We start from the raw sequence: 25962 nt of genomic DNA on the forward strand, positions 1-25962 counted from the left end.
CCGGCCTTGGCCAGGGTCATCGTGATCGCCGCCGTCAGCGTCGTCTTGCCGTGGTCCACGTGACCGATCGTGCCGATGTTGCAGTGCGGCTTGTTACGTTCGAACTTTTCCTTGGCCATTCTCTTCTCTCCGTCCCCTGAATTGAGGGGGCATATCCTAGTTGTTCAGGGGGTGTCCGACGGGCCGAAGCCCGTCGGGATGGTGGGGTTTAGGCGGAATACTTCTTGATCACTTCGTCGGCGACGTGTTGCGGCACCGGCTCGTAGTGGTCGTACTGCATGGTGAAGGCCGCGCGGCCCTGCGACATGCCGCGAAGCGTGTTCACATAGCCGAACATGTTGGCCAGGGGCACGAAGGCGTTCACGACGGTGGCGTTGCCGCGCATGTCCTGACCCTGGATCATGCCGCGACGGCCGTTCAGGTCGCCGATGACCGAACCGAGGTAGTCCTCGGGGGTCACGACCTCGACCGCCATGATCGGCTCGAGCAGCTTCGGAGCGCCCTTTTCCTTCAGTTCGCGGAAGGCGGCGCGGGCCGCGATTTCGAACGCCAGCACGCTGGAGTCGACGTCGTGGTACTTGCCGTCCGTCAGGGTCGCCTTGAAGTCGATCAGCGGGAAGCCGGCCAGCAGACCCGAATCCTTGATGGAGTTCAGACCCTTTTCGACGCCCGGGATGAATTCCTTGGGCACCGCGCCGCCGACGATCGAGTTCTCGAACACGAAGCCCGAGCCCGGCTCGCCGGGTTCGAAGGTCAGCATGACGCGGGCGAACTGGCCCGTACCGCCGGTCTGCTTCTTGTGGGTGTAGTCGATGTCGACCTTGCGGCCGAGGGACTCACGATAGGCGACCTGCGGCGCGCCGATGTTGGCCTCGACCTTGTAGGTGCGCTTCAGGATGTCGATCTTGATGTCGAGGTGAAGCTCGCCCATGCCCTTCAGGATGGTCTGGCCCGACTCGTGGTCGGTCGAGACGGTGAAGGACGGATCTTCCGACGCCAGCTTGGCCAGGGCGACGCCCAGCTTCTCCTGGTCGGCCTTGGACTTCGGCTCCACCGAGATCTCGATCACCGGCGCCGGGAATTCCATCTTCTCGAGGATGACGGGCGACTTCAGCGGATCGCACAGGGTGTCGCCGGTGCGGGTTTCCTTGAGGCCGGCCAGGGCGACGATGTCGCCGGCGTAGGCTTCCTTGACGTCCTCACGGTTGTTCGAGTGCATCTGCAGCATCCGTCCGACGCGCTCGCGCTTGTCGCGCGACGAGTTCAGCAGGCTCTGGCCGGTTTCCATCTTGCCCGAATACAGGCGGCAGAAGGTCAGCGAGCCGACGAACGGGTCGTCCATGATCTTGAACGCCAGGATCGAGAGGGGTTCGTCGTCCGAGGCCTTACGCACGACCGGCTCTTCGGTCTTGAAGTCGATGCCCGGGGTCGGCGGGATGTCCATGGGCGACGGCAGGTAATCGACGACGGCGTCGAGCAGGGTCTGCACGCCCTTGTTCTTGAAGGCCGAGCCGCACAGGATCGGATAGAAGGCGCCGGTCAGCACGGCCTTGCGGATGCACTTCTTCAGCACTTCGACCGAGGGCTCGGTGCCTTCGAGGTAGGCTTCCATCGCCTCGTCATCGAGTTCGACGGCGTTGTCGATCAGGTACTGGCGGGCTTCATTGGCCTTGGCGACCAGATCGGCCGGGATCTCGCCGATGGTGAAGTTGGCGCCCAGGGCGTCGTTGTCCCAGACGACCGAACGCATTTCCACGATGTCGACCAGACCGGTCAGCGAGGACTCGGCGCCGATCGGGAACTGGATCGGCACCGCCTTGGCACCCAGACGGTCACGGATCGACTGGACCGAGGCGTCGAAGTCGGCGCCGATCTTGTCCATCTTGTTGACGAAGACGATGCGCGGCACCGAATATTTGTCGGCCTGACGCCAGACGGTTTCGGTCTGCGGCTCGACGCCGGCGTTGCCGTCCAGGACCGTCACGGCGCCGTCGAGCACGCGCAGCGAACGCTCGACTTCAATGGTGAAGTCCACGTGGCCGGGGGTGTCGATGATGTTCAGGCGCTTGCCCTGCCAGAAGGCGGTCGTCGCGGCCGACGTGATCGTGATGCCGCGTTCCTGCTCCTGGTCCATCCAGTCCATGGTGGCGGCACCGTCGTGGACTTCGCCGATCTTATGGTTCTTGCCGGTGTAGTACAGGATCCGCTCGGTCGTCGTCGTCTTGCCCGCATCGATGTGGGCCATGATTCCGAAGTTGCGGTAGTCCTCGAGCGCGTGTGTGCGGGCCATGAAAGCGTGCCTTGAAAGTATGTTCAGGACGCGGGCCGCGTCCTCGGGAGATCGTCGATGTGGCGGATAAGCGAGCGCGGGCGATTTATCTCAAACCGCCCGCGCCGGATAGTCTCTAGATAGTGCTGCTGTTTGACGCTTTGAAGGCGCCTACCAGCGGTAGTGGCTGAAGGCGCGGTTGGCCTCGGCCATCTTGTGGGTGTCTTCACGCTTCTTGACCGCGGTGCCGCGGTTGTTGGAGGCGTCCAGCAGCTCGGCGGCCAGCTTTTCGGTCATGGTGTTCTCGCCACGCTTGCGCGCAGCGTTCACCAGCCAGCGGATGGCCAGGGCGCGGCGACGGTCGGGGCGAACCTCGACCGGCACCTGGTAGGTGGCGCCGCCGACGCGACGCGAACGGACTTCGACCGACGGCTGGACGTTTTCCAGGGCGGTGTGGAAGGTCTGGACCGGCTCGAAGTCCTTCTTCTTGTCGGCCAGGATTTCGAACGCACCGTAGACGATGTTTTCGGCGACGGCCTTTTTGCCCTCGTACATGACGTAGTTCATGAACTTGGTGACGGTCAGATCCTTGTATTTGGGATCCGGCAGGACTTCGCGTTTCTGGGCGCGGTGGCGACGGGACATGGGCTGGGCCTTCTAAATCGGTGTCTGGAAGAAGCCGGATGAAACCGGCTGAATCTGGAAAATGCGGGTCGCTTACTTCGGACGCTTGGTGCCGTAGTGCGAACGGCGCTGCTTGCGGTCCTTGACGCCCTGCGTGTCGAGCACGCCGCGAAGGATGTGGTAGCGAACGCCGGGCAAGTCCTTCACGCGGCCGCCGCGGATCAGGACCACCGAGTGCTCCTGAAGATTGTGGCCCTCGCCGGGGATGTAGCACACGGCTTCATAGCCGGACTTGGCCAGACGGACCTTGGCGACCTTACGCAGAGCCGAGTTCGGCTTCTTCGGGGTCGTCGTATAGACGCGGGTGCAAACGCCGCGGCGCTGGGGCGAGCCTTCCAGGGCCGGCACCTTGTTGCGCACGGGCTTGGGCTTGCGGGGCTTGCGGATCAGCTGGTTGATCGTAGGCATCGGTAGAACAGTCTCGACTTCTGATGGAGGCGTGTGCCTGTCGGCCGGGGCGCCTCGGTTTCCTTCTTTTGAACGGCTCCGACGGAGACGCCCGGGATCGTTCGAGACCGGATGCGGCACGACCAAACGAAAAAACCGGAACGCGCGCTTCGGGCGTTCCGGCGGGCACAGCCCGTCCGTTCAATTGTGACGATCAGGATGGGCCCCGGAAAGAACCCGCCTCGAAAGTCCGGCGCGTTTACGCGTGAGGGGCCGTCAGGTCAAGACCGGGCCTCAGGACCCGGCCGGCGTCTTCTGCACGCTCCGGACGACGAAGTTGATCCGTCCGGAGGCCGGCGGCTCGCGCATCGTCGCCTCCGACAGCCGTGTCCCCTCAGCGGACCGGGCGGCCGCCGCTCCGTAGCCTTCATTCGGCGGGTTCTCGGAAACCACCAGGCAGTTCGATAGCAGACCGTCCGCAGCGACGCCGCAGTTCAGGTTCACGAGGCCCCCGCTGGCGCATCCCGACAGACCTGCGCCCAAAAGGGCGATCAACGCCATGCGCCCGAGATTCGTACGCATCGTCAGCCCTCCTGGTCCGTCACCGGTGTTGTCAGGTCGAACTCTGCCCGAAAGTGCCGGTTTGCGCGACGCAGCTCATAGGCGAACATCCGGCCCGGATAGACCTCGACGTTCCAGACATTGGTCGTGGAGACGGCGGCGTCATTGGCGTTGAAGAGGGCGATGGAGAAGGCGTCGACCGGGAAGGTCTGCCACTCGGCCGACCCGGGCCCGACATTGTTTCCCCCATACATATGCAGCGTATGGGGCGTACCGTCGGGGTGGCGATGGTCGTGTTTCAGCCTGAGCCCTGCCTCCGTGCGGGTTATGATCCAGGTTCGCGACCGGTCTTCGCCGACGCTGAACGGAATACGCACCTCGGTCGGCGAACAGTCGCTCACATGCATCAGCAGCCGCTCGCCGACGAACCTGGCGTCGGCCGCATCCGTCGACACCACCCGGCCCTCGAAGCGCTGGCCGCACAGGGCGTTCAGATTGGCCATGAAGTTCCCCTCTGCCGGGGAAGGCGGGTTCGTGCCGAAATAGGTCCCTGCACATCCGGACAGCAGGACGGTGCAGGCGGCGATCAGGGCGACTTTCATGTCGCGAACGTCGCTCACCACGACAACATTCTCAATGCGCCACGTCGCCCGTTGACTTCGCGACTTCCCTGAGTATGTTCCGCGCCTCTCATTTTACGGCTCAACCGCCGTCGCAAAGGTAATTTCCGATGGCAAAGCCCGCCTCCATCAAGATCCGCCTCAACTCCACGGCCGACACCGGCTTCTTCTACGTCACCAAGAAGAACGCCCGTACGATGACCGAGAAGATGGTCGTCAAGAAGTACGACCCGGTCGTGCGCAAGCACGTCGAGTTCAAGGAAGGCAAGATCAAGTAAGGCTTGATCCCACGCTGGTTCTGAAGCGCCCGGTCGGCAACGACCGGGCGTTTTGCTGTCCGGCCTAGGCCGCCCGCGCGATGACGCGGTCGCGCCCCGTGGCCTTGGCCTCGTAGACGCCTTCGTCGGCCCGCTTCAGCAGGGCGTCCGGCGTATCCCCGGCCCCCAGGGTCGCGGCCACGCCGATCGAGATGGTCACCGTCAGGTGCTCCTGGCCGCCCATCACGCGGAAGGGCGTGGTGCCGACGTCACGGCGGATGCGTTCGGCGATGCGGTGCGCATCCTCGATCCGGGTTCCCGGCATGACGACGACGAATTCCTCGCCGCCCAGCCGGCACGGCAGGTCGACGGCGCGGACGTTGGTGGCCAGGCGCACGGCGAATTCGCGCAGCACCTCATCGCCCGCATCGTGGCCGAAGCCGTCGTTGACCTTCTTGAAGTGGTCGATGTCCAGCACGAGCACCGACACGGGCTCGCCGCCCTGGGCCGCCCGAGTGACAAAGGCCTGAAGCTGCCCGGCCATGTAGCGCCGGTTGTGCAGCCCGGTCAGGGCGTCTGTGACGGCCATCTCGAGGCTGTAGTCCAGCTTCTCCTTGAGGAAGTCGGTGTAGCGTTTCCTGCGGACCTGGGTCCGCGCCCGGGCCGCCAGCTCCTCCGGATCCACCGGCTTCATCAGGATATCGTTGACGCCCAGTTCCAGGGCCTTGACCAGCCGTGGCCGGTCCGACGGATCGACCACGGCCAGAATCGGAAGATGCCGCGTCGGCTCCGCCGAACGCACCTGGGCGACCAGACGCAGCCCGTCGAACTCCGCCGCCGCCACATTGATGATCATCAGGTCGATGGCGCCCTTGGACGCGATCAGGCCGTCACCCGCAGTGGTCTCGATCGAGGGGCGATGCTCGCGCGTCAGCTCCTCGGCGATCCGCTCGGCCTGGCGCGCATTGTCGTCGACGATCAGGACCCGGCCACCGGACCCGCGCAGCCGCCCGGCCCCGTCGGTCGTCACCCCCAGCCGGCGCCCGCTCTCCTCGCGCTCGCGCAGCTCGTCCATGACCAGCTTCAGTCGGGTCAGCGACCGCACCCGCGCGAACAGCACCACGTCGTCCAGCGGCTTGGTGACGAAGTCGTCCGCCCCCGCCTCCAGCCCCTTGATCCGGTCCTCGCGCCCGTCCAGGGCCGTCACCAGAACGACAGGGATATGGTTGGTGGTCGGATCGGCCTTCAGCCGGCGGCAGGTCTCGAACCCGTCCATGCCAGGCATCATGACGTCCAGCAGGATGATGTCGGGCTGTTCCGCCGCCGCCATTCTGAGCGCCGACGCCCCGTCCTGGCAGGTCAGGACGTCATAGTATTCCAGCGTCAGCTTGGCCTCGAGCAGGCGGACATTGGCCTCAACGTCGTCGACCACAAGAATACGCGCGGTCATTGAACTGCTACCCCACCGTCACTGGCTGGTTCAGGTGCTTCTTCACCGTCTCCAGGAAATGCATCACCGAGATCGGCTTGGAGATATAGGCCTCGCAGCCGCCCTGCCGGATCCGCTCCTCGTCGCCCTTCATGGCGAAGGCGGTCACCGCGATGATCGGAATATGGGCCAGCTCCTCGTCGTCCTTGAGCCATTTGGTCACTTCCAGCCCCGAGATCTCGGGCAGCTGGATGTCCATCAGGATCAGGTCGGGCATGTGCTGGCGCGCGAGGGCCATCGCCTGCAGCCCCTCGCGGGTCTGCAGGATCTGGTAGCCCTGCGAGTCGAGCAGATCATGAAACAGCTTCATGTTCAGCTCGTTATCCTCGACGATGAGGACTTTCTTGGACATCTTCACCCGGTCTGGCCGCCTCGATTGACGCGCACCCTGCGCACTGAGGCTTGCGGCCTTCTTCGATTGGGATTGTGCCTGCGCAGTCTTAAGTTGGGGTGAAGTCGGGAATCCAACCTTCACCATGAAAGCCATCTGTCGCGAATGCCTGTGGACCGGGGAGGACGCCGTCCGGCGCTGTCCCTCCTGCGGCTCCCCGCGGGTCGTCTGCGATCCGGAGCTGGACCAGCTGGCGATCGCCCACCTCGACTGCGACGCCTTCTACGCCTCGGTGGAGAAGCGCGACCGCCCCGAGCTGCGCGACCGGCCCGTCATCGTCGGCGGCGGGGTGCGGGGCGTGGTCTCCACCTGCTGCTACATCGCCCGCCAGTCCGGCGTTCATTCGGCCATGCCGATGTTCAAGGCGCTGAAGGCCTGTCCCGACGCGGTCGTCCTCAAACCCGACTTCTCCAAATACGTCCCCGAATCGGAGCGCATCTTCCGCTTCGTCGGAGAGCTCACCCCCCTGGTCCAGACCCTGTCGCTGGACGAGGCCTGGATCGACCTGTCGGGCACCGAACGCCTGAACGGCGGCCCGCCGGCGCTCCAGCTGATCCGCCTCCAGAAGCGGATCGAGGTCGAGACGGGCCTGGGCGTCTCCATCGGCCTGGCCCCGAACCGCTTCCTGGCCAAGATCGCCTCGGAGCTGGACAAGCCGCGCGGCTTCTCCGTCATCGGCGCGGCGAACGCCCGGGCCCTGCTGGCGCCGCGGTCCGTCCGCATCCTGCCCGGGGTAGGTCCCGTCTTCGGCAAGACCCTGGTCTCGGACGGTTTCGCCACTGTCGGCGACCTGGCCGCCGCCGACGTCCGCGACCTGGTCAAACGCTACGGCGAGACCGGCCTGCGCCTCCACGACCTCGCCCACGCCCGCGACGCCCGCTCCGTGAACCCGGAGCACGACCGGCGCGGCATGAGCGCGGAAAACACTTTCAACACCGACCTGACCGCGCTCGAGGACCTCGAGGCCGAGCTCTGGCCCCTGTGCGAAAAGGTCGCGTCCAAGGCCCGGCGCGACGGCGTCGCCAGCCGCGTCGTCGTCCTCAAACTGCGCCGCACCGACTTCAGGATCATCACCCGTCGCCGCACGATGCCCGACCCGGTCCAGACGGCCCGCGCCCTGTTCGCCATCGGCCGCGACCTGCTGGCCCCCGAACTGGGCCGCCCCTACCGCCTCATCGGCATCGGCCTCGCCGACATCCAGGACGCCGAGGACCTGCCCGAGGGGCTGTTCGCCTCGGCCGAGCGCCGCACCCTCAAGACCGAGACCACCATCGACGCCCTGCGCCAGAAATTCGGCGCCTCCGCCGTCGTCGCGGGCCGGGCGCTGAAGCCGAAACCCCGCTAGGCTGCGGGGCGGCGGCGCGTCAGTGCGCCTCGATCAATTCCAGCGACACCCGGCGGGTGCGGTGGATCGGGGGGATGGCGTTGCACGCGGCGAGGGCGACGTCGGCGCACATCCGTCCCTCGAGATCCAGCTGATTGGTCATGTCCGCGGCCCGCAACTGCCCGTCGCTCCGTCGCAGCCTGGACAGGATGACGAAGCTCTCGTGGCCGTGGAGATCCAGCACGCCCGGGCCGGCCCTGCGCACCATCCGGAAATTCTCCGGTACCTCCCCGGCGGCCGGGGTCGCATCCGGGTCGAGACAGGATTGCGACGGCGGTTCGAAGCGCGCCTCGACCACGACTTCGCTCTCCTCGACCGCCACCAGGCGAAGCGTCGCCCGGGTGCAGTCCCGCCCGGACAGGATGGCCTGGCCGTCCTCGAAGTCGCCGATGACCAGCTCCGGCCGGACATGGGCGTCCCCGACGGCCTTCAACTGGTCCAGCCCCAGCCCCCGGCTGACCGCCACGTAGAAGGTCTGCAGATCGGTCACCATGCCCAGCAAGGCGACCGAGCCAGCAGGGCGTGGCGACTCCAGCCGCTCCTCTGCGCCGAGAGCCAGGGTGTAGGGGGCCAGGGCGCGCGCTGCGGTGTCGTCGGCCCCGCCCGCCTCGCCGAGGCTCAACCAGCGGACCCGTTCGAAGGGCGACCCGCCGTCGGCGCCCGCCACGACCTCATGATCCGAGACCGCCTCGACCCGGCTCGTCTGGTCTCCCCGCGTCTCCGTCTGGACCAGACGATACTGGAACCTCTGTCCCACGTCATAGCGGCGCGTCAGGTCGAGCTCCTGGCGGGCACTGGCCGGCGATGTCGCACCCATGGCCAGCAGCAACGCCAGTATGGCCGCGCCCGGCGCCGGGCCGCCAGCGACGCGGGTCTGCCGTTTCTGCCGGTTCATCGGACGCCCTCCTGCCGCGTCGCCCTCACTCCGACCGGAGATATCTCAAACGCGCCGCCAGGTTAAGAACGCGGGCGGCGTTCAACCGGCCTTAAGCCGATCGGGTCATGATCGCCCCATGTCCGCATTCCTCGACAAGATGCGCCGCCGGGGCGGCCGCTACCTCGGCGTCCGCCCGGCGCCCGTCCGCCCGGCGCGCGGCGTCTTCAGCCTGTCGTTCGACGACATCCCGGTGAGCGCCTGGACCGAGGCCGGCCCGATTCTCAAGGAGCACGGCGTCCTGGCCACCTACTATGTGGCCGGCGGCCTGTCGGACGGAGAGAACCTCGGCCTGCCCCAGTTCACCACCGACCACCTGCAGCAGCTGTTCGCCGCCGGCCATGAGGTCGGCTGCCACACCTTCGGCCACACCTCGGCCCTGAAGGTCTCGCCCGGCGAATACGCCGCCGACCTCGACCGCAACGCCGCCTGGGTCGCCGAACGGCTGGACGGCCATGTCATGACCACCTTCGCCTGGCCCTACGGCGATGTGTCCGTCGGCGCCAAGACCGTGGTCGCCGACCGGTTCGCCCTCGGCCGGGGCGTCCGCGACGGCGTCAACGCGGGGTCAGCCGACCGCGCCAACCTCCAGGCCATCGGTCTCGAAAGCCGCCGCCTCCCCGGCTACGATCTCGAGGCCCTGATGACCGAAACCGCCGCCCGAAACGGCTGGCTCATCGCCTACGGCCACGACGTCATGGACGGCCCGACGCCTTATGGCTGTACTCCCGCCGACCTCGACCGCGTGATCCGTCTGGCGAAGGCGGCCGGGCTGAAGATCCTGCCGGTGGGTCAGGCGTGGGAGCGGATGGCGGCATAAGCCCCTCTCCCCTTGCGGGAGAGGGAGGCGGCGCACGGGCGCGGAGCGACCGTTCTTGCGCCGGCGGGTGAGGGGTGTCGCCGGCCGTTCCGCTCAGCCCCGACAGCCCTCACTCCGACCGGCGGTGTGACCCCTCATCCGGCCCTCCGGGCCACCTTCTCCCGCAAGGGGAGAAGGGAGAGCTCACCCATCTCCATCAACAGATCGAACCAGAGCCCCAACGATTTCAACGCCCGGCTCTGTCGAGAGCCCTTATCGCAGGCGCCCCTCGAAACCGTGCGACACTAGGCGCGGTCTTTGACATCGCCGCTCCAGCCCCCTCCCGGATGTAGACTCTGTCGAGTCGCTTTCTGAAGTCGCACGCCCCGAACGCTTCGCACGCTTCGGACGCTTCGGACTGTGTTTTGCCGTTCGCCCGCCTTGGCCGCTCCCGCCCGTTCATCCTTCGACCACCAACCTCCCGCTCCCGTCAGACCCGCGACAATTCAACACCTTACCCCGATCTGCCCACGCCTTGACCTTCCGGCCCCTCGCCTATAGGTTCCGCGCCGAATTCAGACCCCTGTCGGGGCCAGCAAATCCATGCGTGGCCGGGCGGGGTTCGAAACCAACAAAGCCCATGTCCCTGCCCCCGGAATCGCGCGAAGAGGCGATCAAACGCCTCACCGAAAGCGCATCGGCTCTGGAGGCGCGCACGACTCGCGAGGCTTCTAACGAAGCGGCGGGTCAGGCGGCAGCCGGTCAGGCGTGGCGGATCATCGCCGACCTGTTCGGCGGAGTGTTCGTGGGTCTGGCGCTCGGCGCCATCGTGGACTGGTATTTCCATACCAATCCCTGGGGTTTGATCGGCGGTGTCCTTCTGGGCTTCGCCGTTTCGGTTTGGATGGCCTGGTCGACGGCGCAACGCCTGATGGCCCAGGCGAAAGCAAGCGGAGTGGAGCCGAAGTCGGTTCCCTTTGACGATGATGAAGAAGACTAAAGGCGCCCATGGCTGATCCGCTTCACCAGTTCCAGATCGTTCCCCTTGTCGATTTCGGCACGGTGACCCTGCCCGTTGTCGGCGAACAGCAGATCGCCTTCACGAACTCGCACCTGGCCATGACCATCGCCTTCGGCCTGGTTGTGCTCTTCCTTCAGCTTGTCACGGCCGGTGCCAAGGTGGTCCCCGGCCGGACCCAGGCCGCGGGCGAGACCCTGTTCGGCATGATCGACGGCCTCGTCGACTCCATCATCGGCCACGACGGGCGCAAGCTGTTCCCGTTCGTCTTCACCGTCTTCACCTTCATCCTGGCCATGAACTTCATCGGCCTGTTCCTGACCTTCACGGCCACCTCGCAGATCGCCGTCACCGCCACCTTCGGCGTGCTGACCATCCTGCTGGTCCTGGCCATCGGTTTCGCCAAGCACGGCCTCGGCTTCTTCAAGCTGTTCGTGCCGTCGGGCGTGCCGTGGCCGGTCCTGCCCTTCGTGATCATCATCGAGTTCGTCTCCTTCCTGCTGCGCCCGGTCACCCTGACCCTTCGTCTGTTCGGCAACATGATGGGCGGCCACGTCGCCCTGAAGGTCTTCGCCGGCTTCGTGGTCGTGGGCGTCGGCGGATCTGTCGGCCTCGGCCTCGGCATCCCGATCGCCCTGCTGTCGATGGGCATGACCGTCGGCCTCACCGCGCTGGAGTTCCTGGTGGCCTTCCTCCAGGCCTTCGTCTTCGCCGTTCTGACCTGCATCTACCTCAACGATGTGGTCAACCTGGGCCACGGGCACTAAAGCCCCACCTCAGTTTTCGTCCCTAACCAACCAACCTCAGACTAGGACTAAAGATTATGGAAGCAGAAGCCGCCAAGCTCATCGGCGCCGGCCTCGCAATGACCGGCATGATCGGCGCCGGCATCGGCGTCGGCAACATCTTCGGCTCGTTCCTGACGGGCGCCCTGCGCAACCCGTCGGCCGCCGGCTCGCAAATCGGCAACCTGTTCGTGGGCGCCGCCCTGGCCGAAGCCCTGGGCATCCTGTCCTTCGTTCTGGGCATCCTGATCTACTCGGCCTAAGCGCCGATTTCCGATCGGGCGCGGCGCCGGGCATCCGGTCGCCGCGCCTGCTCGACCGATTTCTCCAGACCTGATGGACCATGGCTGATCCTACCGAACCCTCGACCGTCGTTCACGGCGCACCTGCGAACCACGCTGCGGGCGAGACGCATGCCTCGACCGAGGCGGCCGGACATGAGGGCGGCGGCCTACCGCAGTTCGAGTTCCAGCACTGGTTCGGGCAGATCGTCTATCTGATCTTCCTGTTCGCCATCCTCTATCTGCTGATCGCCAGGGTCTTCGCACCGCGCATGCGCCGGGTGTTCGAAGAGCGTGAGAGCACCATCTCCACCGCCATCGCGACAGCCCGTCAGGTCCAGGCCGAGGCCGCCGGGCAGGCAGAAGCCGCCAAGGCCGAGGTCGAGAAGGCTCGCGCCGACAGCCGCGCCGCCTCCGTCGCGGCCAAGGCCCGCGTCACCGACGCCGCCAACGCCCGCGCCGCTGAGGAAGAGGCCGTCGTCAGCGCCCGTATCGCCGAGGCCGAGGCCGCCATCGGCAAGACCCGCGACGCCGCCATGGCCAATGTCGCTACCATCGCCGCCGACACCGCCTCGGCCATCGTCGAGCGTCTGACCGGCAAGGCCCCCACGGCCGCCGAGGCGACCGCCGCGGTCAAGGGAGCCGCCTGATATGCCCGCCTTTCTGACCAGCCACTTCTATAACTTCGCCGAGGCCGAACTGTGGGTCGGCATCGGTCTGCTGATCTTCATCGGCATCTGCATCTTCGTCGGCGTGCCGAAGCTGGTCGCCGGCCAGCTCGATGCCAAGGGCGCCAAGATCCAGGCCGAGCTCGACGAGGCCCAGCGCCTGCGCGCCGAGGCCGAGGCCCTGCTGACCACCATCCGCGCCGAGAAGGCCGCCGCCGAAGCCCAGGCGAAGGAAATGCTCGCGGCCGCCGAAGCCGACGCCCGCATCATGGAAGCCGACGCCAAGGTCCGCCTCGAAGAGACCCTGGCCCGTCGCCAGGCCTTGGCCGAGCGTCGCATCGCCTCCGCCGAGGTCCAGGCCACGGCAGAGGTCAAGGCCGCCGCCGCCGAGGTCGCCGCCCAGGCCGCCGAGACCATCCTGGCCGCCCGCATCGCCGGCGCGAAGTCCGACCCCCTGCTCGACGCCGCCATCGCCCAGATCGGCACACGCCTGAACTAGGCCCATCGGCAGCGACAACGAAAAGGGCGGCGCACCGGACCGGTGCGCCGCCCTTCTCTTGTGCGGTATCGCGCTAGTGAGCCGCGGCGACCCCGTCCATCAGCCTGGCCGCCCGCTTCTCGCGCGCCACCAGCCGGGCGTAGACATTGCCCAGCACGATGCCGAACACGGCGTGGCTGACCAGCATCCAGGCGACCATGCCGAACCCGCCCGAGCCGCGGAAGATCCGCGAGTCGCCGAACAGGAAGACCATCACCATCAGCACCGCCCACGCCCCGACGGCGAAGAGAATGCCCGTGGTCTCAGCGGTCTGGCCCGGTATCCGCGGATAGAGGATCCCGAACAGGCTCCCCAGGATCACCGACCCGGCGACGAAGTGGGCGATCCAGCCCACGACCAGGTTTCCGGGCATGCCCATCAGACTGGCCACGAACAGCGGAAACGGCTCCACCCACGGACCAGCAAACACATTCACAGCTTCGAGTAATGAGACGGCGACCGTGGCGAACAAGCCAGCGATCACGCCCTTCTGTACGCGTGACATCATAACGACAGCGCCTCCCAACGCGTGTTTTCGTTCCGATAACGCAGGGAGGACTCTACGCCTGTTGCGTCAGGACGCTATTCCGCCACATTCACAACCGCGTGCTTCGCAGGTGCGGTAGGCCTTCAGGCAAAATGAACGCCCAGCAGGGCCTCAGTCGCATCCCACAACCGGGCCGCCGCGTCGGCATCCAGGGCCTGGGGCTCGGCCTTGACCGGCCCCGGCGGCCCCTTCAGCTCGTTCATCCGCGTCGCCCCCACATAGGCTCCACCCTTCACGGACGGCTCAGTCGCCGCCATCAGGATCGGCAGAGCCCCGGCCCGCTGGGAATGGCTGATCAGGGGTTCGATGAACGGACGATACAGCAGGCTCATCACGGCCCGCGACACCGGGCGGCCTGTCAGGGGCCCGTTGCCGATCAGCCCGGTCCGGGCATAGCCGGGATGGGCCACCACACTGATCAGTCCCCATCCGTGGGCGGCGCTGCGGCGGTCCAGCTCCAGACCGAACATCAGCATGGCCAGTTTCGACTGCGCATAGACCGGCCAGCTCCTGTAGCGCCGCTCATGGTTCAGATCGTCGAAACGGATACGGCCCCGGCGGTGGGCGATGCTGGACAGCTGGACCACCCGCGCCTGTCCGGATTTCAACAGCGGCAGCAGTCTCGCTGTCAGGGCGAAATGACCCAGATAGTTGGTCGCCAGCTGCATCTCGAACCCGTCGACCGTCACTTCCCGGTTCGGCAGCGCCATGACCCCGGCGTTGTTGACCAGGAGATCGACAGGGCGCCCCTGCGCCAGCAGGCGATCGGCAAAGGCCGCGACTGATGCCTGGCTGGCCAGATCCAGCGCCTCGAACCGGACATTGGCGTCCGGGAGCGCACGGCGGATCCGCCGGATCGCGTCATCGCCCTTCGTGGGGTTGCGCGCTGCGATGATGACCTCGGCCCCCTTGCGGGCCAGTTCCAGCGCCGTCTCGTATCCGGTCCCGCCGGTCGATCCGGTGACGATCGCCAGTTTTCCGGTCTGGTCGGGGATGTTTGCAGTGGTCCAGTTCGCCATCGGGTCTATCCTGCGGGTCTGACGTGAGGGAGGAACATCGAGTTGCAATATCTGCACTCGATGCAAATATGCAAGACGTGCAAGACAAGATTTCAGGCCTGCGTGAACGCAAACGCGCTGACACCCAGGCGCGGGTCCACATCGCCGCGATGGACCTCTTCGGCCGCAAGGGTTTCGAGTCCACGACCCTCGACGACATAGCCAATGCAGCCGGTGTGTCCCGTCGCAGCCTGTTCCACTATTTCGCGTCGAAGGAAGACATCGTCCTCTCGACCAAGGCGGGTCTGGGGGACCTGATCGAGGCCGCCGTGGCGCGTCGCCCGGCCGAAGAGCCCCTGCTGGAGATGGCCGAGCACGCCCTGACCGATATGGCGGCCGACTTCCAGGGGCCGGGTCCGCGCGCCCTGGCACGCCTGATCCATGACACGCCCGCCCTGCGCGCCGGCGATCAGGCCAAATATGAGGCTCTGGAGCGTCGCCTCGCCCAGGCCATGGCGGCGCGAAAAGGCCTGTCCCCCGACGACCTTCAGGCCCGGGTCGTCGCCACCACCGCCATCGGCGTCCTGCGCATGGCGACCGAGACCTGGCTGGCCTCGGACGACGACAGCGGCCCAGAGGTCCACGGCAAGGCGGCGTTCACGGCCCTGCGCCTTACGCTGGCTGAATAGACCTATTCCGCCGCGATGTTCGTCCCTTCCGGCGCGGTCCAGCGCAGTTTCGGCGAGCGGGCGGCGCGGGTCTCGTCGAGGCGACGCAGGGGCGCATGGAAGGGCGCGCCCTTGAACCGTTCGACATCACCCGCCTTCGCCGCCTGGGCCAGCAGACGCAGGGCGTGGATGAACCGGTCCAGCTCAGCCTTGGATTCCGTCTCGGTCGGCTCGATCAGCATGGCGCCATGGACGACCAGGGGGAAGTACATGGTCATCGGGTGGAATCCCTCGTCGATCATCGCCTTGGCGAAGTCGAGCGTGGTGATGTCCGTGCCCTTCAGCCATTCGTCGTCGAACAGGGCCTCGTGCATGCAGGGTCCGTCCGGGAAGGCCGCCGACATCACGTCCGACAGGCGGGCCTTGATGTAGTTGGCGTTCAGGACCGCATCCTCAGCCACCTGACGCAGGCCGTCAGCGCCGTGGCTCATCATGTAGGACAGGGCGCGGACATACATGCCCATCTGCCCCTGGAAGGCGCACATCCGGCCGAAGGCCTGGGCGGCGTCGCCCTCCTCCCGCTCGATCAGCTCATAGCCGTCCGAGCCGTGCACGACCCAGGGCGCCGGAGCGAACGGAGCCAGGGCCTCGGACAGCACCACCGGACCGGCGCCCGGACCGCCGCCGCCGTGGGGCGTCGAGAAGGTCTTGTGCAGGTTGATATGCATGGCGTCGACGCCCAGGTCGCCCGGACGAACCCGGCCGACGATGGCGTTGAAGTTGGCGCCGTCGCAGTAGAAATAGGCGCCCGCCGCGTGGGTCAGCCGGCTGATCTCGAGAATATCGCGCTCGAACAGGCCGCAGGTGTTAGGGTTGGTCACCATGATGGCGGCGACGTCCGGACCCAGTTTCGAGGCCAGGTCGGCCACGTCCACGCGGCCGTCGTCGGTCTGAGCCACCTCGACCACCGTATAGCCGACGAAGGCGGCGGTAGCCGGATTGGTGCCGTGGGCCGAGGTCGGCACCAGCACCTTGCGGCGCACCTCGTGCTGACCGGAAGCCTCGTGCGCCGCCCGGATCGCCATCAGGCCGCACAGTTCGCCATGCGCACCCGCCTTGGGCGACAGGGCGACGGCCGGCATGCCGGTCAAGGTCTTCAGCCAGTGCGACAGCTGATCCATCAGCTCCAGCGCGCCCTGCACCGTCGAGATCGGCTGCAGCGGGTGAATGTCCGAGAAGCCCGGCAGGCGCGCCATCTTCTCGTTCAGGCGCGGGTTATGCTTCATCGTGCACGAGCCCAGCGGATAGAGGGCCAGGTCGATGGCGTGGTTCTTCTGCGACAGCCGCACATAATGGCGCATCGTCTCGGGCTCGGAGAGGCCCGGCAGGCCGATCGGATCGCGCCGGACCAGGTCGCCCAGGTCGCCGCCGTCCGTCTTGGGTTGCGGCAGGTCCACCCCGGTCTTGCCCCAGCCGTCGCCCTCGAAGATCAGGGCCTCGTCCTGCAACAGGCCACGCCCGCCCGTCAGGGTCGGATGCTTGTAGTCGTGATCCCCGGCGGTGGGAGCGGTCGGGCGGCCGACGGTGTTCATCGTGCTCATGATCAGGCTCCCAGGATCTTGGTCAGGGACTTGGCGAGGATCTGGATATCGGCATCCAGCGTCGTCTCGGTCGCGGCGACCAGCAGGACGTCGTCCATGCCGGCGTCGGGGGCCAGTCGGCTGTAGGGCACGCCGGCCAGCACGTGATGCGCCGCCAGCTGGTCCACCACCTCGGCCGCGTTCTTCGGCAGCTTCACGGCGAACTCGTTGAAGAAGCGCCCGGTCAGGATCTCGACCCCCGGGATGGCGGCCAGGGCGTCACGGGTCGCCAGCGCCTTCTCGTGGTTCAGCAGGGCCAGTTTCCGCAGCCCCGTCTCGCCCAGCAGGCTCATGTGGATGGTGAAGGCCAGGCTGCACAGGCCGGAGTTGGTGCAGATGTTCGAGGTCGCCTTGTCGCGGCGGATGTGCTGCTCGCGCGTCGACAGGGTCAGGACGAAGCCCCTCTCGCCGTCCGCATCCACCGTCTCGCCACACAGGCGGCCCGGCATCTGGCGGATCAGCTTCTCGCGCGTCGCGAACAGGCCGACATAGGGTCCGCCATAGTTCAGGGCGTTGCCGATCGACTGGCCCTCGGCGGCGACGATGTCGGCCCCCATCTCGCCCGGCGACTTCAGCAGGCCCATCGACACAGCCTCGGTGACCACGACGATCAACAGGGCGCCGGCAGCGTGGGCGGCCTCGGCGATCTTCGTCACATCGGTCGCCGTGCCGAACACGTTCGGGGTCTGGACGACGACACAGGCCGTGTCCGGCCCGATCCGGGCGATGACGTCGGCCTCGGCATCCACGGCGGCGGCCAGGACTTCGGTCTCGACGCCGACCGCGTGCACCACCGTCTCGGTCGCCCGGACATAGTGCGGATGCACCCCGCCCGAGATGACCGCCTTGTTCCGGCGCGTCACCCGCGTCGCCATCAGCACGCCCTCGGCCATGGCGGTCGAGCCGTCGTAGAGGGAGGCGTTGGCCACATCCATGCCCGTCAGGTTCGCGACCTGGGTCTGGAACTCATAGAGATACTGCAGCGTCCCCTGGGCGATCTCGGGCTGGTAGGGGGTGTAGCTGGTCAGGAACTCCGAGCGCTGGATCACGTGATCCACCGTCGCCGGCACATGGTGGCGATAGGCGCCCGCCCCGCAGAAGAAGGGCGCGTCACCTGCCACCGTGTTCTTGCCCGCCAGCGACTTCAGGGACCGCTCGACCTCAAGCTCGCCCATGACGTGGGGCAGGTCGACGAACCCGTCCCGCCGCGCCGCCTCGGGCACATCCACGAACAGGTCGTCGATCGATTTCACGCCGATGGCGGCGAGCATCGCCGTCCGGTCGTCAGGGGTCAGGGGCAGGTAGCGCATCTATTCTGTTCCGCTCATCCCCGCGCAAACGGGGAGCCAGTGCTTTGGGCGAAGTCTGTCGCCGGGGAGGACGAACCGCTCATCCCAGCCACCCTGTTTCGCGACAGGACTGGGTCCCGGCTTCCGCCGGGGTGAGCGGGCAGATTAAAGCGACGCCAGGAACGCGTCGTAGGCGGCGCGGTCCATCAGGCCGTCGATCTGGCCGGCGTCCGACACCTTGATCTTCGCGAACCAGCCTTCGCCTTCGGCGTCGGCATTGACCGTCTCGGGCGCAGTCGCCAGCACGGCATTACCCTCAATCACCTCACCCGACACCGGGGCGTAGACGTCCGAAGCCGCCTTCACGCTCTCGACGACGGCAAAGCTGTCGCCCTTGCCGACGGTCTTGCCGGCTTCCGGAGTCTCGACGAACACCACATCGCCCAGCTGGTCGGCGGCGTGTTTCGTGATGCCGACGGTGGCGACGTCGCCGTCGAGGCGAACCCACTCGTGGTCCTTGGTGAAGTGCATGCTATGTTCCTCTTTCTCGTCATCCTCCGGCTTGACCGGGGGATCAGGCCTTGGGTTTGCGGTAATAGCGTTGTGCGACGAACGGCATGTCGATCACCTCGGCGGCGGCGGCCTTGCCGCGCACGATGACCTTCAGTTCCGTGCCGAGCGCCCCGTGCGCCGGCGGCACATAGCCCATGGCGATGTTGCGACCCAGGGTCGGCGACGGCCCGCCCGAAGTCACCTTGCCGATGACGTTCCCGTCCAGATCGGCGATCTCGGCGCCCTCGCGCGCCGGAGCGCCTTCCTTGACGCTCAGACCCACGCGTACCCGCGACGGCCCATCAGCCAGTTCCTTCAGGATGCGTTCGGCGCCGTTGAAGTCGGCGGCGTCCTTGCGCGACTTCGAAAGGGCGAAGGTCAGCGCCCCCTCGACCGGCGACGTGCCCGGATCGATGTCGTGGCCGTGCAGCGGCAGACCGGCCTCCAGACGCAGGCTGTCCCGCGCGCCCAGACCGATCGGCTTGACCCGGCTGTCCTCCAGGATGGTGTTCCACACCCGCTCGGCGTCGGCGGCCGGGACGGAAATCTCGTAGCCGTCCTCGCCCGTATAGCCCGAGCGCGAGACATAGCAGTCGACCCCGAACAGCATCAGCCGGGCGCAGTCCATGAAGCCGAACTCGGCCAGCACCGGCTCATGCTTCGCCATGACCTCGGCGGCTTCCGGCCCCTGGATCGCGATGAGGGCGCGGTCGTCAAGGACGGTCAGGACCGCGTCGCCCGACAGATGCTCGGCCCAGAAGGCGAAGTCCTCGTCCTTGTTGCCGGCGTTGACGACGACGAACAGGCCGTCGTGATCGGGCTTGCCGGCCATCAGGTCGTCAATGATCCCGCCCTGTTGGTTCAGCAGCAGGCTGTATTTCTGCCGGCCGGACTTCAGCACCTGATAGTCGCCGGGCACGAACCGCTGGAACTGGTCGATCGCGTCGGCGCCGGTGATCTTGCACTGGCCCATGTGCGACACGTCGAACAGGCCGGCGTGCTCGCGCGTCCAGCGGTGCTCGGCCAGGACGCCTTCGTACTGCACCGGCATGTCGTACCCGCCGAACCCGACCATGCGGGCTCCCAAGGCGCGGTGCGCGGCGTTCAGGACGGTGGTCTTCAGCGTTTCGTCGGTCATGCGGGTCCAGACTTTCAGGGTCGCGTCTCGAGGCGGAAAGCTCCGCCGTCCTCGCGCCCCCGCTGTCTGTGAAGCCTGAGAGATTCCAACGCCGCCCATCCCGGCAGGGATGTCAGGCGTCTTGCTCCGTCGGCGCGATCCGGGGATCGACTTTCCAGCGTCCGAATGTTCTCGCGGTCCGTTTGCCTGAGCGTTTCCGGGGCGGTTGCGCCTTCGGCTCCGGGTCCGCCCCAAAGCTGGAGGGACGGCCCGATCTCTCCCGCGAGAGCCGGGTCACCAAGGCCCCGACTCCGGCTCCGAGTCAAGCGCGAGCTTGGGAAACGGCGACCAGCGGCTTCCATGTCGCATCTATTTTCTTATGCGCGTGACGAAACACGGCCACGCCTGGCCCAGAACTCCGTTCGGCCCTGTTTGTGCGCCTTGGTGTCCCGCTGACCTACAATCGCGCTCACGGTTCGCGGAGAGAGCGAGCAAACGGATTTCGTCCGTTTCGTCCGTTTCGTCAGGGTGTTTTTCGTCCGGACAGACGGACGAAACCTTAGCCCGCGTAGGCGTCGATCTCGGCCAGACGCTTCAGCTTGTCGGCGTCCGGCAGGAACGACCCCTCGAAACTGTTCCGCGCCATCTGCGTCACCTGCTCCCGGCTCAGACCCACAGCTTCCGCCAGCCGCGCGTAGTTGGCGTTCACATAGCCGCCGAAGTAGGCCGGATCGTCCGAGTTCAGTGTCACATGCAGGCCCCGGCGCAGCATCTCCGGCACCGGGTGGTCCTTCAGATCCTTCACCACGCAGAGCTTCAGGTTCGACAGGGGACAGACGGTCAGCGTCATCTGCTCGGCGGCCAGTCGCTGGATCAGGCTCTCGTCCTCCATCGACCGGTTGCCGTGATCCATCCGGTCGATGTGCAGCAGGTCCAGCGCCTCGTGCACATAGGCGGGCGGCCCCTCCTCGCCGGCATGGGCGCACAGCTTCAGACCCAGGTCGCGTGCCGCGGCGAAGACCCGGACGAATTTCGACGGTGGATGCCCGACCTCCGACGAGTCCAGCCCGACCCCGATGAAGTGATGCAGATAGGGCTTCGCCATCTCCAGCGTCGCGAAGGCCTCCTCCTCCGACAGGTGACGCAGGAAGCTCAGGATCAGCCCGGAGGTCACGCCCAGTTCCGACTTCGCCCGGTCCATCCCCGCGATCAGCCCCTCGACTACCACGCCGAACTCCACGCCCCGATCGGTATGGGTCTGGGGATCGAAGAAGATCTCCGCATGGCGCACGTTGTCGGCGGCGGCCCGCTGGAAATAGGCGAAGGCCAGGTCCTCGAAATCCTTGCGGGTCAGCAGGACGTTTGCCCCGGCGTAATAGATGTCGAGGAAGTCCTGCAGGTTGGAAAAGTCATAGGCCGCCCGCACCGCCTCGACGCTGTCGAACGGGATCTGGACCCCGTTCCGCTGCGCCAGTTCGAACATCAGCTCGGGCTCGAGCGAACCCTCGATGTGCAGGTGGAGTTCGGCCTTGGGCAGGCCGGCGATATAGGCGTTCAGGTCTGTCATGGTCCCTCGCTACCAGCGCGGTCAGTTCGACACCACCAGCCGCAGATGTCCACGCCGGATCTCGGGCGTCGGCGGGACCGGCGCGGGCGGCGGCGGTGCGCTCCCCCCGGCAGTCCAGCTCCGGGGTCGTTCGACGAAGCCCGACCGGGTCAGGATACGCTCGGGCAGACCGGACCGCTCCAGCATCGGGATCTCGATCTCGGTCCGCAGGTGGGCCCATTCCAGAAGCTGGCGGTTATGCCCCCGCCCCGGCGGAGCGACGCTGACCACGGTCTTGTCGGGATAGCCCTCGTGCAGGAACCGCGTCGTCGCTGCATGGTCCCCGTCCGTCGTCAGGATGTAGGCCGTGTCGAACCGGTTCGCGGCCGCATCGGCGGCGATCGCCAGAGCCAGGTTCACGTCGCTCTGCTTCTCCGTCGCATCCATCCACTGATGCCCGCAGGCCTGGCAGTGATCCCCGTGAATGACAAAATGCCCCATCAGGCAGCGGACAGAACGCGCCCTGAGCGCCTCTTCATAGGCCAGCAGGGCTTCCATCCGGTCCCGCCGTTGCGGTCGATGAGCGCTGACCCAGGTGACGCCCGCCAGCCGCTCGCCCGGCGGCAGAAGCGCCCGCCCCAGGGCGTTCAGATCCAGCCACAGCAGCTCGCGCCGCTGCAGATCGAGGATCGCGTGATGCAGGTTGAAACCGTCGACATAGAGCCGGGCGCGTTTGCGGAAGATCGGCAGCCGGAAGCCGTCGCGGCGTACCGCCGGCGTCTGCCCTCCCCTGTACCCCGACCGCGCCATTTCCGGCCTCGTCTCCTGCCCTTAGCGGGACAGTTAACCAGTGGATAACAGCGGAGTCCGTGTCGCGGACGCTACATCCGGTCGGGCGAATCGATTCCCAGCAGCCGCAGCGCCGTCTCCAGCTGGCTCAGCGCCGCCCCGGCCAGGGCCAGTCGCGATCCCACCGTCTCCGGCTCCGACGCCGCCAGCACCGGGCAGGCCGCGTAGAGTTTCGAGAAGGACTGGGCCAACCGGTAGGCGTGTTCCGCGATCAGGTGCGGCGCCCGCTTGTCATAGGCGTCCGACACGGCCTGGTCGAAGGCGTCCAGCGTCAGCACCAGATCCCGCTCAGCAGGCTCCTTGACGAAGATCGGCCCGGCCAGCACGCCCTGGGCCTCGGCCTTGCGCAGCAGGGATTTGATCCGCACCGACTGGTACAGCAGGTAGGGGCCGGTCTTGCCCTCGAAGCTCATGAACCGGTCCAGATCGAAGACGTAGCTGGTGGTCCGGTTGTTCGACAGGTCGGCGAATTTCAGCGCCGCCACGGCCACCTTCGAGGCCGTATCCTCGAACTCGGCCTCCGGCAGATCGGCTCCGAGATCGGCCTCCTTCAGCCTCTCCCGCGCCTTCTCCCTCGCCTGGGTAATCAGGTCGTGCAGCTTCAGCACGCCCCCCGCCCGGGTCTTGAAGGGCTTGCCGTCAGACCCGTTCATCGTGCCATTGGCGGCATGTTCCAGCTGGCCCGGCGTCGCGTAGCCGACCTTGTAGGCCGCCCGGAACACCTGTTCGAAATGATCGCCCTGACGCTGGTCCACGCAGTAAAGGACCAGGTCGAAGTCGAACTGCTGGCGACGGTCCAGGATGGTCGCCAGATCCGTCGTGCCGTACATGGCCGAGCCTTCCGACGAGACCAGCAGCAGGGGCGGCAGCTCGCGCTTCTCACCCTCCTCGGCCACGCGGATGATCCAGGCGCCCTGATCGAACTCCGCCAGCCGACGCGCCTTGATGTTGTCGACCATGGCCGGGATCAGGGGATCGGCGTCCGACTCCCCGTTCCACAGGTCGAAGGTGACTCCCAGCGCCCCGAACTCGCGCTCCAGCGCCGTCTTCGACACCGCCACGAAATGCCGCCACAGCGCGCGATAGCCGAGCCGGCCGCCCTGCAGTTCCGCCGTCGCCCTGCGGGCGCGGTCCCGATAGTCGGTGTCTTCCTTGGCCTTCGCAGCCGCCATCGGATAGAGGCGCTCGAGGTCGTCCAGCGTCACCGGGCTATTGTCGGGGAAAGGACCCTCGCCTTCAGCCAGAAAGGCGTCTGCCCTGCCTTCGTCGCCCACGGCCACGATCAGCAGACCCATCTGGAAGCCCCAGTCGCCGAAATGGGCGTCGCCCCAGACCGTGTCGCCCCGGAAGCGGAACAGCCGCTTCAGGCTCTCGCCGATGATCGAGGAACGCAGGTGCCCGACGTGCATCGGCTTGGCCACGTTCGGCCCGGCATAGTCGATGACGACCCTGCGCGCCTCGGCGACCCTGGAGGCGCCGGCGAGCGCCGCATCATCGGCCACGGCCTGGGCACGGTGCGCCAGGGCTTCGTCGGAGAGCTTCAGATTGATGAAGCCCGGTCCTGCGACCTCCACGCCCGACAGGCGCGGGTCGGCGGCCAGGCGTTCCGAAACGCGGCCGGCCAACTCCCGGGGATTCGCCTTAAGCGCCTTGGCGGCGGCCAGCGCTCCATTCGACTGGAAGTCGGCAAGGTCGGGCCGGTCGGAGGCGGTGACGCGCGCGACTGATGCGTCCACGCCTTCGGCGGCGAAGGCGGCCGCGACCGCTTCGCCGAGGTCGGTCCTGAGGTCAGTCATTGGGCCGGAGGGGTCGCCGCGGCCTGGCCCGCCGTCATACGGAAGCGGCTGCCGGTGCGGTTGAACTCGGCCATCTCGGGCGTCACCTCGAAGCCGATCAGGACCTCGAAATTGCCGCCGCTGGTCTCGGCCGTAGCGCGCGGGATGATCACCGACTGCTCCTCGGTGACCGAGGCGGTCGCGGCGCCTTCGAAGTTCACGGGCAGGTCGAAGTATTCCTTGGCCAGGACCGCCTCGTTCCGCTCGGTGACGGCGATCCAGTAGCGATAGGTGCGCTGGTCGCCATCGGCCTGAGGACCACGACCGAGGTTGAACAGGATATTCATCTGAACGGTGATCGGCTCGTCGGCCTGATAGGCGCAGCCGGCGCTGACGCCTTCGATCTCACCGGTGTAGCCGACGTTGGCGGCGGCGGCACGACCGCCTTCCAGTTCCACGAACCGGGCGGCGTCATAGAGGATCTTCACAAACGGGCACGGACCGGCGTTGGCGACCGACCGCAGCGGAGCGATACGCGGAGGGCGACGGCTCTCACGGCTTTCTTCCTCGTCCTGGCCGCCGTTCCGATCGCGCTCACGTTGGCTCGGGCTCTGGGCGTGAACGCTCGTGGCGGCAAAAACCGCCATGGCGGCGAGGGCGACGGTCGCAAGGCGCATTGAGAAATCCGGAAATCTGGCGCTGACGGAACGCGGTCAGGCTTCCTGCCTGATAGCGGCTAAAGCGAGGCGTCGCAAACCAATGACGCCCGTCGCGGTGGCGATGCGGCGCCGGAACGACTAGGTTTCGGCCATGGACGCTCCCGCCCCCTCTCCCGTCTCAGCGCCCTCGGGGCTCCGTCGGCCCCTGACCGTGCGCATGGCGACACCGCGCGGCTTCTGCGCCGGCGTGGACCGGGCGATCCAGATCGTCGAGCGGGCCATCGAGAAGTTCGGCACCCCGGTCTACGTCCGCCACGAGATCGTCCACAACAAGCACGTCGTCGACCGGCTGAAAGGCCTGGGCGCCGTGTTCGTCAAGGACCTGGATGAATGCCCCGATGATCGGCCGGTCGTCTTCTCCGCCCACGGTGTTCCGAAATCAGTGCCGGCGGCGGCTCGTGCGCGCGAACTGCTGTTCCTTGACGCCACCTGCCCGCTGGTCTCGAAAGTCCATGTTGAGGCGGAACGTCACCACGCCAATGGTCGCCATATCATCCTGATCGGTCACGCCGGCCATCCGGAGGTCGTCGGCACGCTCGGCCAGTTGCCCGATGGCGCGATCAGCCTGGTCGAGACGGTCGAGGATGCGGAAACCTTCCAGCGCCCCGGTGACTTGCCCCTGGCCTACGCCACCCAGACGACCCTCTCGCTGGATGACACCTCCGAAATCCTGCGTGTCCTCAAGCGCCGTTTCCCGGAACTGCCCGACCCGCACAAGGAAGACATCTGCTACGCGACGACCAACCGCCAGGAGGCGGTCAAGCAACTGGCCGTCGGGTCGGACCTTGTCCTGGTCGTTGGATCGAAGAACTCCTCGAACTCGGTACGACTGGTCGAGGTGGCCCAGCGGGCCGGCGCCGGCGATGCCCGTCTTATCGACGATGCCTCTCACATCGAGTGGGCCTGGCTCGAGGGTGTCTCCACCGTCGGAGTCACCGCCGGGGCCTCCGCCCCGGAACCCCTCGTTCAGGCCGTGGTCCAGGCCCTGAAGGACCGGTTCGACGTCACCCTTGCAGACGATCCCGGCGAGCCCGAGACCGTAATCTTCAAGCTCCCCAGAGCGCTCACGGCCTGACGGTCGCCCGCCGGGGACGATCAAGGCTGGTGCGGGCGGCCGGGGTCGAACCGGCATGACCGAAGTCGAGCGATTTTAAGTCGCTTGCGTCTACCAGTTTCGCCACGCCCGCGGCTTCAACC

General features: G+C 66.9%; 29 protein-coding genes, 1 tRNA gene and 2 riboswitches. Of the genes, 10 read left to right on the forward strand and 20 right to left on the reverse strand.

What is annotated here, in order from left to right; genetic code table 11:
- The 6 genes from Q0044_RS00600 to Q0044_RS00625 all read right to left on the reverse strand — a co-directional run.
- A partial coding sequence (locus Q0044_RS00600; RefSeq protein WP_293345763.1) for a GTP-binding protein occupies positions 1-119 on the reverse strand: 119 nt, incomplete at its 3' end.
- 89 nt (positions 120-208) lie between these two features.
- The gene (gene fusA, locus Q0044_RS00605) at positions 209-2290 is read right to left on the reverse strand and encodes an elongation factor G (protein WP_298158265.1); all 2082 of its coding nucleotides are present in this window, start codon (positions 2288-2290) and stop codon (positions 209-211) included.
- Between the two features lie 150 nt (positions 2291-2440).
- A complete protein-coding gene (gene rpsG / locus Q0044_RS00610) occupies positions 2441-2914 on the reverse strand; it encodes a 30S ribosomal protein S7 (RefSeq protein ID WP_056615544.1) in 474 nt (157 codons plus the stop codon).
- A gap of 72 nt (positions 2915-2986) precedes the next feature.
- Entirely contained in the window at positions 2987-3361 is a 375-nt protein-coding gene (rpsL, locus tag Q0044_RS00615; protein WP_013269204.1) for a 30S ribosomal protein S12, read from the reverse strand.
- A gap of 273 nt (positions 3362-3634) precedes the next feature.
- Positions 3635-3922 (reverse strand): hypothetical protein, encoded by a 288-nt coding sequence (locus Q0044_RS00620; protein ID WP_298158269.1) that lies wholly within the window; start codon positions 3920-3922, stop codon positions 3635-3637.
- Positions 3923-3924: 2 nt separating this feature from the next.
- Complete coding sequence (locus Q0044_RS00625; RefSeq protein ID WP_366941089.1) at positions 3925-4521, reverse strand: hypothetical protein; 597 nt, start codon at positions 4519-4521, stop codon at positions 3925-3927.
- Positions 4522-4631: 110 nt separating this feature from the next.
- On the opposite strand from Q0044_RS00625, the gene rpmG reads away from it, so the two are divergent.
- Positions 4632-4799, forward strand: a complete 168-nt coding sequence (gene rpmG, locus Q0044_RS00630; protein WP_003164451.1) for a 50S ribosomal protein L33 — start codon at positions 4632-4634, stop codon at positions 4797-4799.
- 64 nt (positions 4800-4863) lie between these two features.
- Here rpmG and Q0044_RS00635 read toward each other — a convergent pair whose 3' ends face one another.
- Both Q0044_RS00635 and Q0044_RS00640 read right to left on the reverse strand, forming a co-directional pair.
- Complete coding sequence (locus Q0044_RS00635; protein ID WP_298158271.1) at positions 4864-6228, reverse strand: PleD family two-component system response regulator; 1365 nt, start codon at positions 6226-6228, stop codon at positions 4864-4866.
- 7 nt (positions 6229-6235) lie between these two features.
- On the reverse strand, positions 6236-6619 hold the full coding sequence (locus Q0044_RS00640; RefSeq protein ID WP_298158273.1) for a response regulator: 384 nt from the start codon (positions 6617-6619) through the stop codon (positions 6236-6238).
- Positions 6620-6743: 124 nt separating this feature from the next.
- Between Q0044_RS00640 and Q0044_RS00645 the strand changes: the two genes are divergently transcribed.
- Complete coding sequence (locus Q0044_RS00645; RefSeq protein ID WP_298158274.1) at positions 6744-8003, forward strand: DNA polymerase IV; 1260 nt, start codon at positions 6744-6746, stop codon at positions 8001-8003.
- Between the two features lie 19 nt (positions 8004-8022).
- Here Q0044_RS00645 and Q0044_RS00650 read toward each other — a convergent pair whose 3' ends face one another.
- Entirely contained in the window at positions 8023-8937 is a 915-nt protein-coding gene (locus Q0044_RS00650) for a hypothetical protein (protein WP_298158276.1), read from the reverse strand.
- A 118-nt stretch (positions 8938-9055) separates the two neighbouring features.
- On the opposite strand from Q0044_RS00650, the gene Q0044_RS00655 reads away from it, so the two are divergent.
- The 6 genes from Q0044_RS00655 to Q0044_RS00680 all read left to right on the forward strand — a co-directional run bounded on the left by Q0044_RS00655 (position 9056) and on the right by Q0044_RS00680 (position 13026).
- On the forward strand, positions 9056-9796 hold the full coding sequence (locus tag Q0044_RS00655; RefSeq protein WP_298158278.1) for a polysaccharide deacetylase family protein: 741 nt from the start codon (positions 9056-9058) through the stop codon (positions 9794-9796).
- A gap of 619 nt (positions 9797-10415) precedes the next feature.
- Entirely contained in the window at positions 10416-10775 is a 360-nt protein-coding gene (locus Q0044_RS00660) for an AtpZ/AtpI family protein (RefSeq protein ID WP_298158279.1), read from the forward strand.
- An 8-nt stretch (positions 10776-10783) separates the two neighbouring features.
- On the forward strand, positions 10784-11560 hold the full coding sequence (locus Q0044_RS00665) for a F0F1 ATP synthase subunit A (RefSeq protein ID WP_298158281.1): 777 nt from the start codon (positions 10784-10786) through the stop codon (positions 11558-11560).
- Positions 11561-11616: 56 nt separating this feature from the next.
- On the forward strand, positions 11617-11841 hold the full coding sequence (locus Q0044_RS00670) for a F0F1 ATP synthase subunit C (RefSeq protein WP_269516148.1): 225 nt from the start codon (positions 11617-11619) through the stop codon (positions 11839-11841).
- An 80-nt stretch (positions 11842-11921) separates the two neighbouring features.
- Positions 11922-12509: a F0F1 ATP synthase subunit B family protein gene (locus Q0044_RS00675; protein WP_298158284.1), complete on the forward strand. Its 588-nt coding sequence runs from the start codon at positions 11922-11924 to the stop codon at positions 12507-12509.
- A gap of 1 nt (position 12510) precedes the next feature.
- On the forward strand, positions 12511-13026 hold the full coding sequence (locus Q0044_RS00680) for a F0F1 ATP synthase subunit B (protein WP_298158286.1): 516 nt from the start codon (positions 12511-12513) through the stop codon (positions 13024-13026).
- A 73-nt stretch (positions 13027-13099) separates the two neighbouring features.
- On the opposite strand, the gene Q0044_RS00685 is transcribed toward Q0044_RS00680, so the two are convergent.
- Both Q0044_RS00685 and Q0044_RS00690 read right to left on the reverse strand, forming a co-directional pair.
- Complete coding sequence (locus Q0044_RS00685) at positions 13100-13573, reverse strand: DUF6789 family protein (protein ID WP_366941090.1); 474 nt, start codon at positions 13571-13573, stop codon at positions 13100-13102.
- A 122-nt stretch (positions 13574-13695) separates the two neighbouring features.
- Positions 13696-14631, reverse strand: a complete 936-nt coding sequence (locus tag Q0044_RS00690) for an SDR family oxidoreductase (protein WP_298158289.1) — start codon at positions 14629-14631, stop codon at positions 13696-13698.
- A 68-nt stretch (positions 14632-14699) separates the two neighbouring features.
- On the opposite strand from Q0044_RS00690, the gene Q0044_RS00695 reads away from it, so the two are divergent.
- On the forward strand, positions 14700-15299 hold the full coding sequence (locus Q0044_RS00695) for a TetR/AcrR family transcriptional regulator (RefSeq protein ID WP_298158291.1): 600 nt from the start codon (positions 14700-14702) through the stop codon (positions 15297-15299).
- A 2-nt stretch (positions 15300-15301) separates the two neighbouring features.
- On the opposite strand, the gene gcvPB is transcribed toward Q0044_RS00695, so the two are convergent.
- From gcvPB to Q0044_RS00735, 8 genes are all read right to left on the reverse strand, one after another.
- A complete protein-coding gene (gene gcvPB, locus Q0044_RS00700) occupies positions 15302-16879 on the reverse strand; it encodes an aminomethyl-transferring glycine dehydrogenase subunit GcvPB (protein ID WP_298158293.1) in 1578 nt (525 codons plus the stop codon).
- Positions 16880-16881: 2 nt separating this feature from the next.
- On the reverse strand, positions 16882-18228 hold the full coding sequence (gene gcvPA / locus Q0044_RS00705; RefSeq protein ID WP_298158295.1) for an aminomethyl-transferring glycine dehydrogenase subunit GcvPA: 1347 nt from the start codon (positions 18226-18228) through the stop codon (positions 16882-16884).
- 144 nt (positions 18229-18372) lie between these two features.
- A complete protein-coding gene (gcvH, locus tag Q0044_RS00710; protein WP_298158297.1) occupies positions 18373-18738 on the reverse strand; it encodes a glycine cleavage system protein GcvH in 366 nt (121 codons plus the stop codon).
- 43 nt (positions 18739-18781) lie between these two features.
- Positions 18782-19897: a glycine cleavage system aminomethyltransferase GcvT gene (gene gcvT / locus Q0044_RS00715; RefSeq protein ID WP_298158299.1), complete on the reverse strand. Its 1116-nt coding sequence runs from the start codon at positions 19895-19897 to the stop codon at positions 18782-18784.
- Positions 19898-19957: 60 nt separating this feature from the next.
- A riboswitch (glycine riboswitch) is annotated at positions 19958-20057 on the reverse strand.
- 4 nt (positions 20058-20061) lie between these two features.
- A riboswitch (glycine riboswitch) is annotated at positions 20062-20169 on the reverse strand.
- A 266-nt stretch (positions 20170-20435) separates the two neighbouring features.
- Positions 20436-21443: an adenosine deaminase gene (locus Q0044_RS00720; protein ID WP_298158301.1), complete on the reverse strand. Its 1008-nt coding sequence runs from the start codon at positions 21441-21443 to the stop codon at positions 20436-20438.
- 21 nt (positions 21444-21464) lie between these two features.
- A complete protein-coding gene (locus Q0044_RS00725) occupies positions 21465-22232 on the reverse strand; it encodes an NYN domain-containing protein (protein ID WP_298158303.1) in 768 nt (255 codons plus the stop codon).
- 71 nt (positions 22233-22303) lie between these two features.
- Positions 22304-24067 carry an arginine--tRNA ligase gene (gene argS / locus Q0044_RS00730; protein ID WP_298158305.1) on the reverse strand — a complete coding sequence of 588 codons (1764 nt, stop codon included), beginning with the start codon at positions 24065-24067 and terminating at the stop codon, positions 22304-22306.
- The gene (locus Q0044_RS00735; RefSeq protein ID WP_298158306.1) at positions 24064-24723 is read right to left on the reverse strand and encodes a Tat pathway signal sequence domain protein; all 660 of its coding nucleotides are present in this window, start codon (positions 24721-24723) and stop codon (positions 24064-24066) included. Before Q0044_RS00735 ends, argS begins: the two co-directional genes overlap by 4 nt.
- A gap of 133 nt (positions 24724-24856) precedes the next feature.
- On the opposite strand from Q0044_RS00735, the gene ispH reads away from it, so the two are divergent.
- On the forward strand, positions 24857-25840 hold the full coding sequence (ispH, locus tag Q0044_RS00740) for a 4-hydroxy-3-methylbut-2-enyl diphosphate reductase (protein ID WP_298158308.1): 984 nt from the start codon (positions 24857-24859) through the stop codon (positions 25838-25840).
- Between the two features lie 27 nt (positions 25841-25867).
- On the opposite strand, the gene Q0044_RS00745 is transcribed toward ispH, so the two are convergent.
- Positions 25868-25952: transfer RNA gene (locus Q0044_RS00745), tRNA-Leu, on the reverse strand.
- Positions 25953-25962 lie beyond the last annotated feature (10 nt).

Source organism: Brevundimonas sp., assembly GCF_027484365.1.
In the GTDB taxonomy this organism is placed as follows: Bacteria; Pseudomonadota; Alphaproteobacteria; order Caulobacterales; family Caulobacteraceae; genus Brevundimonas.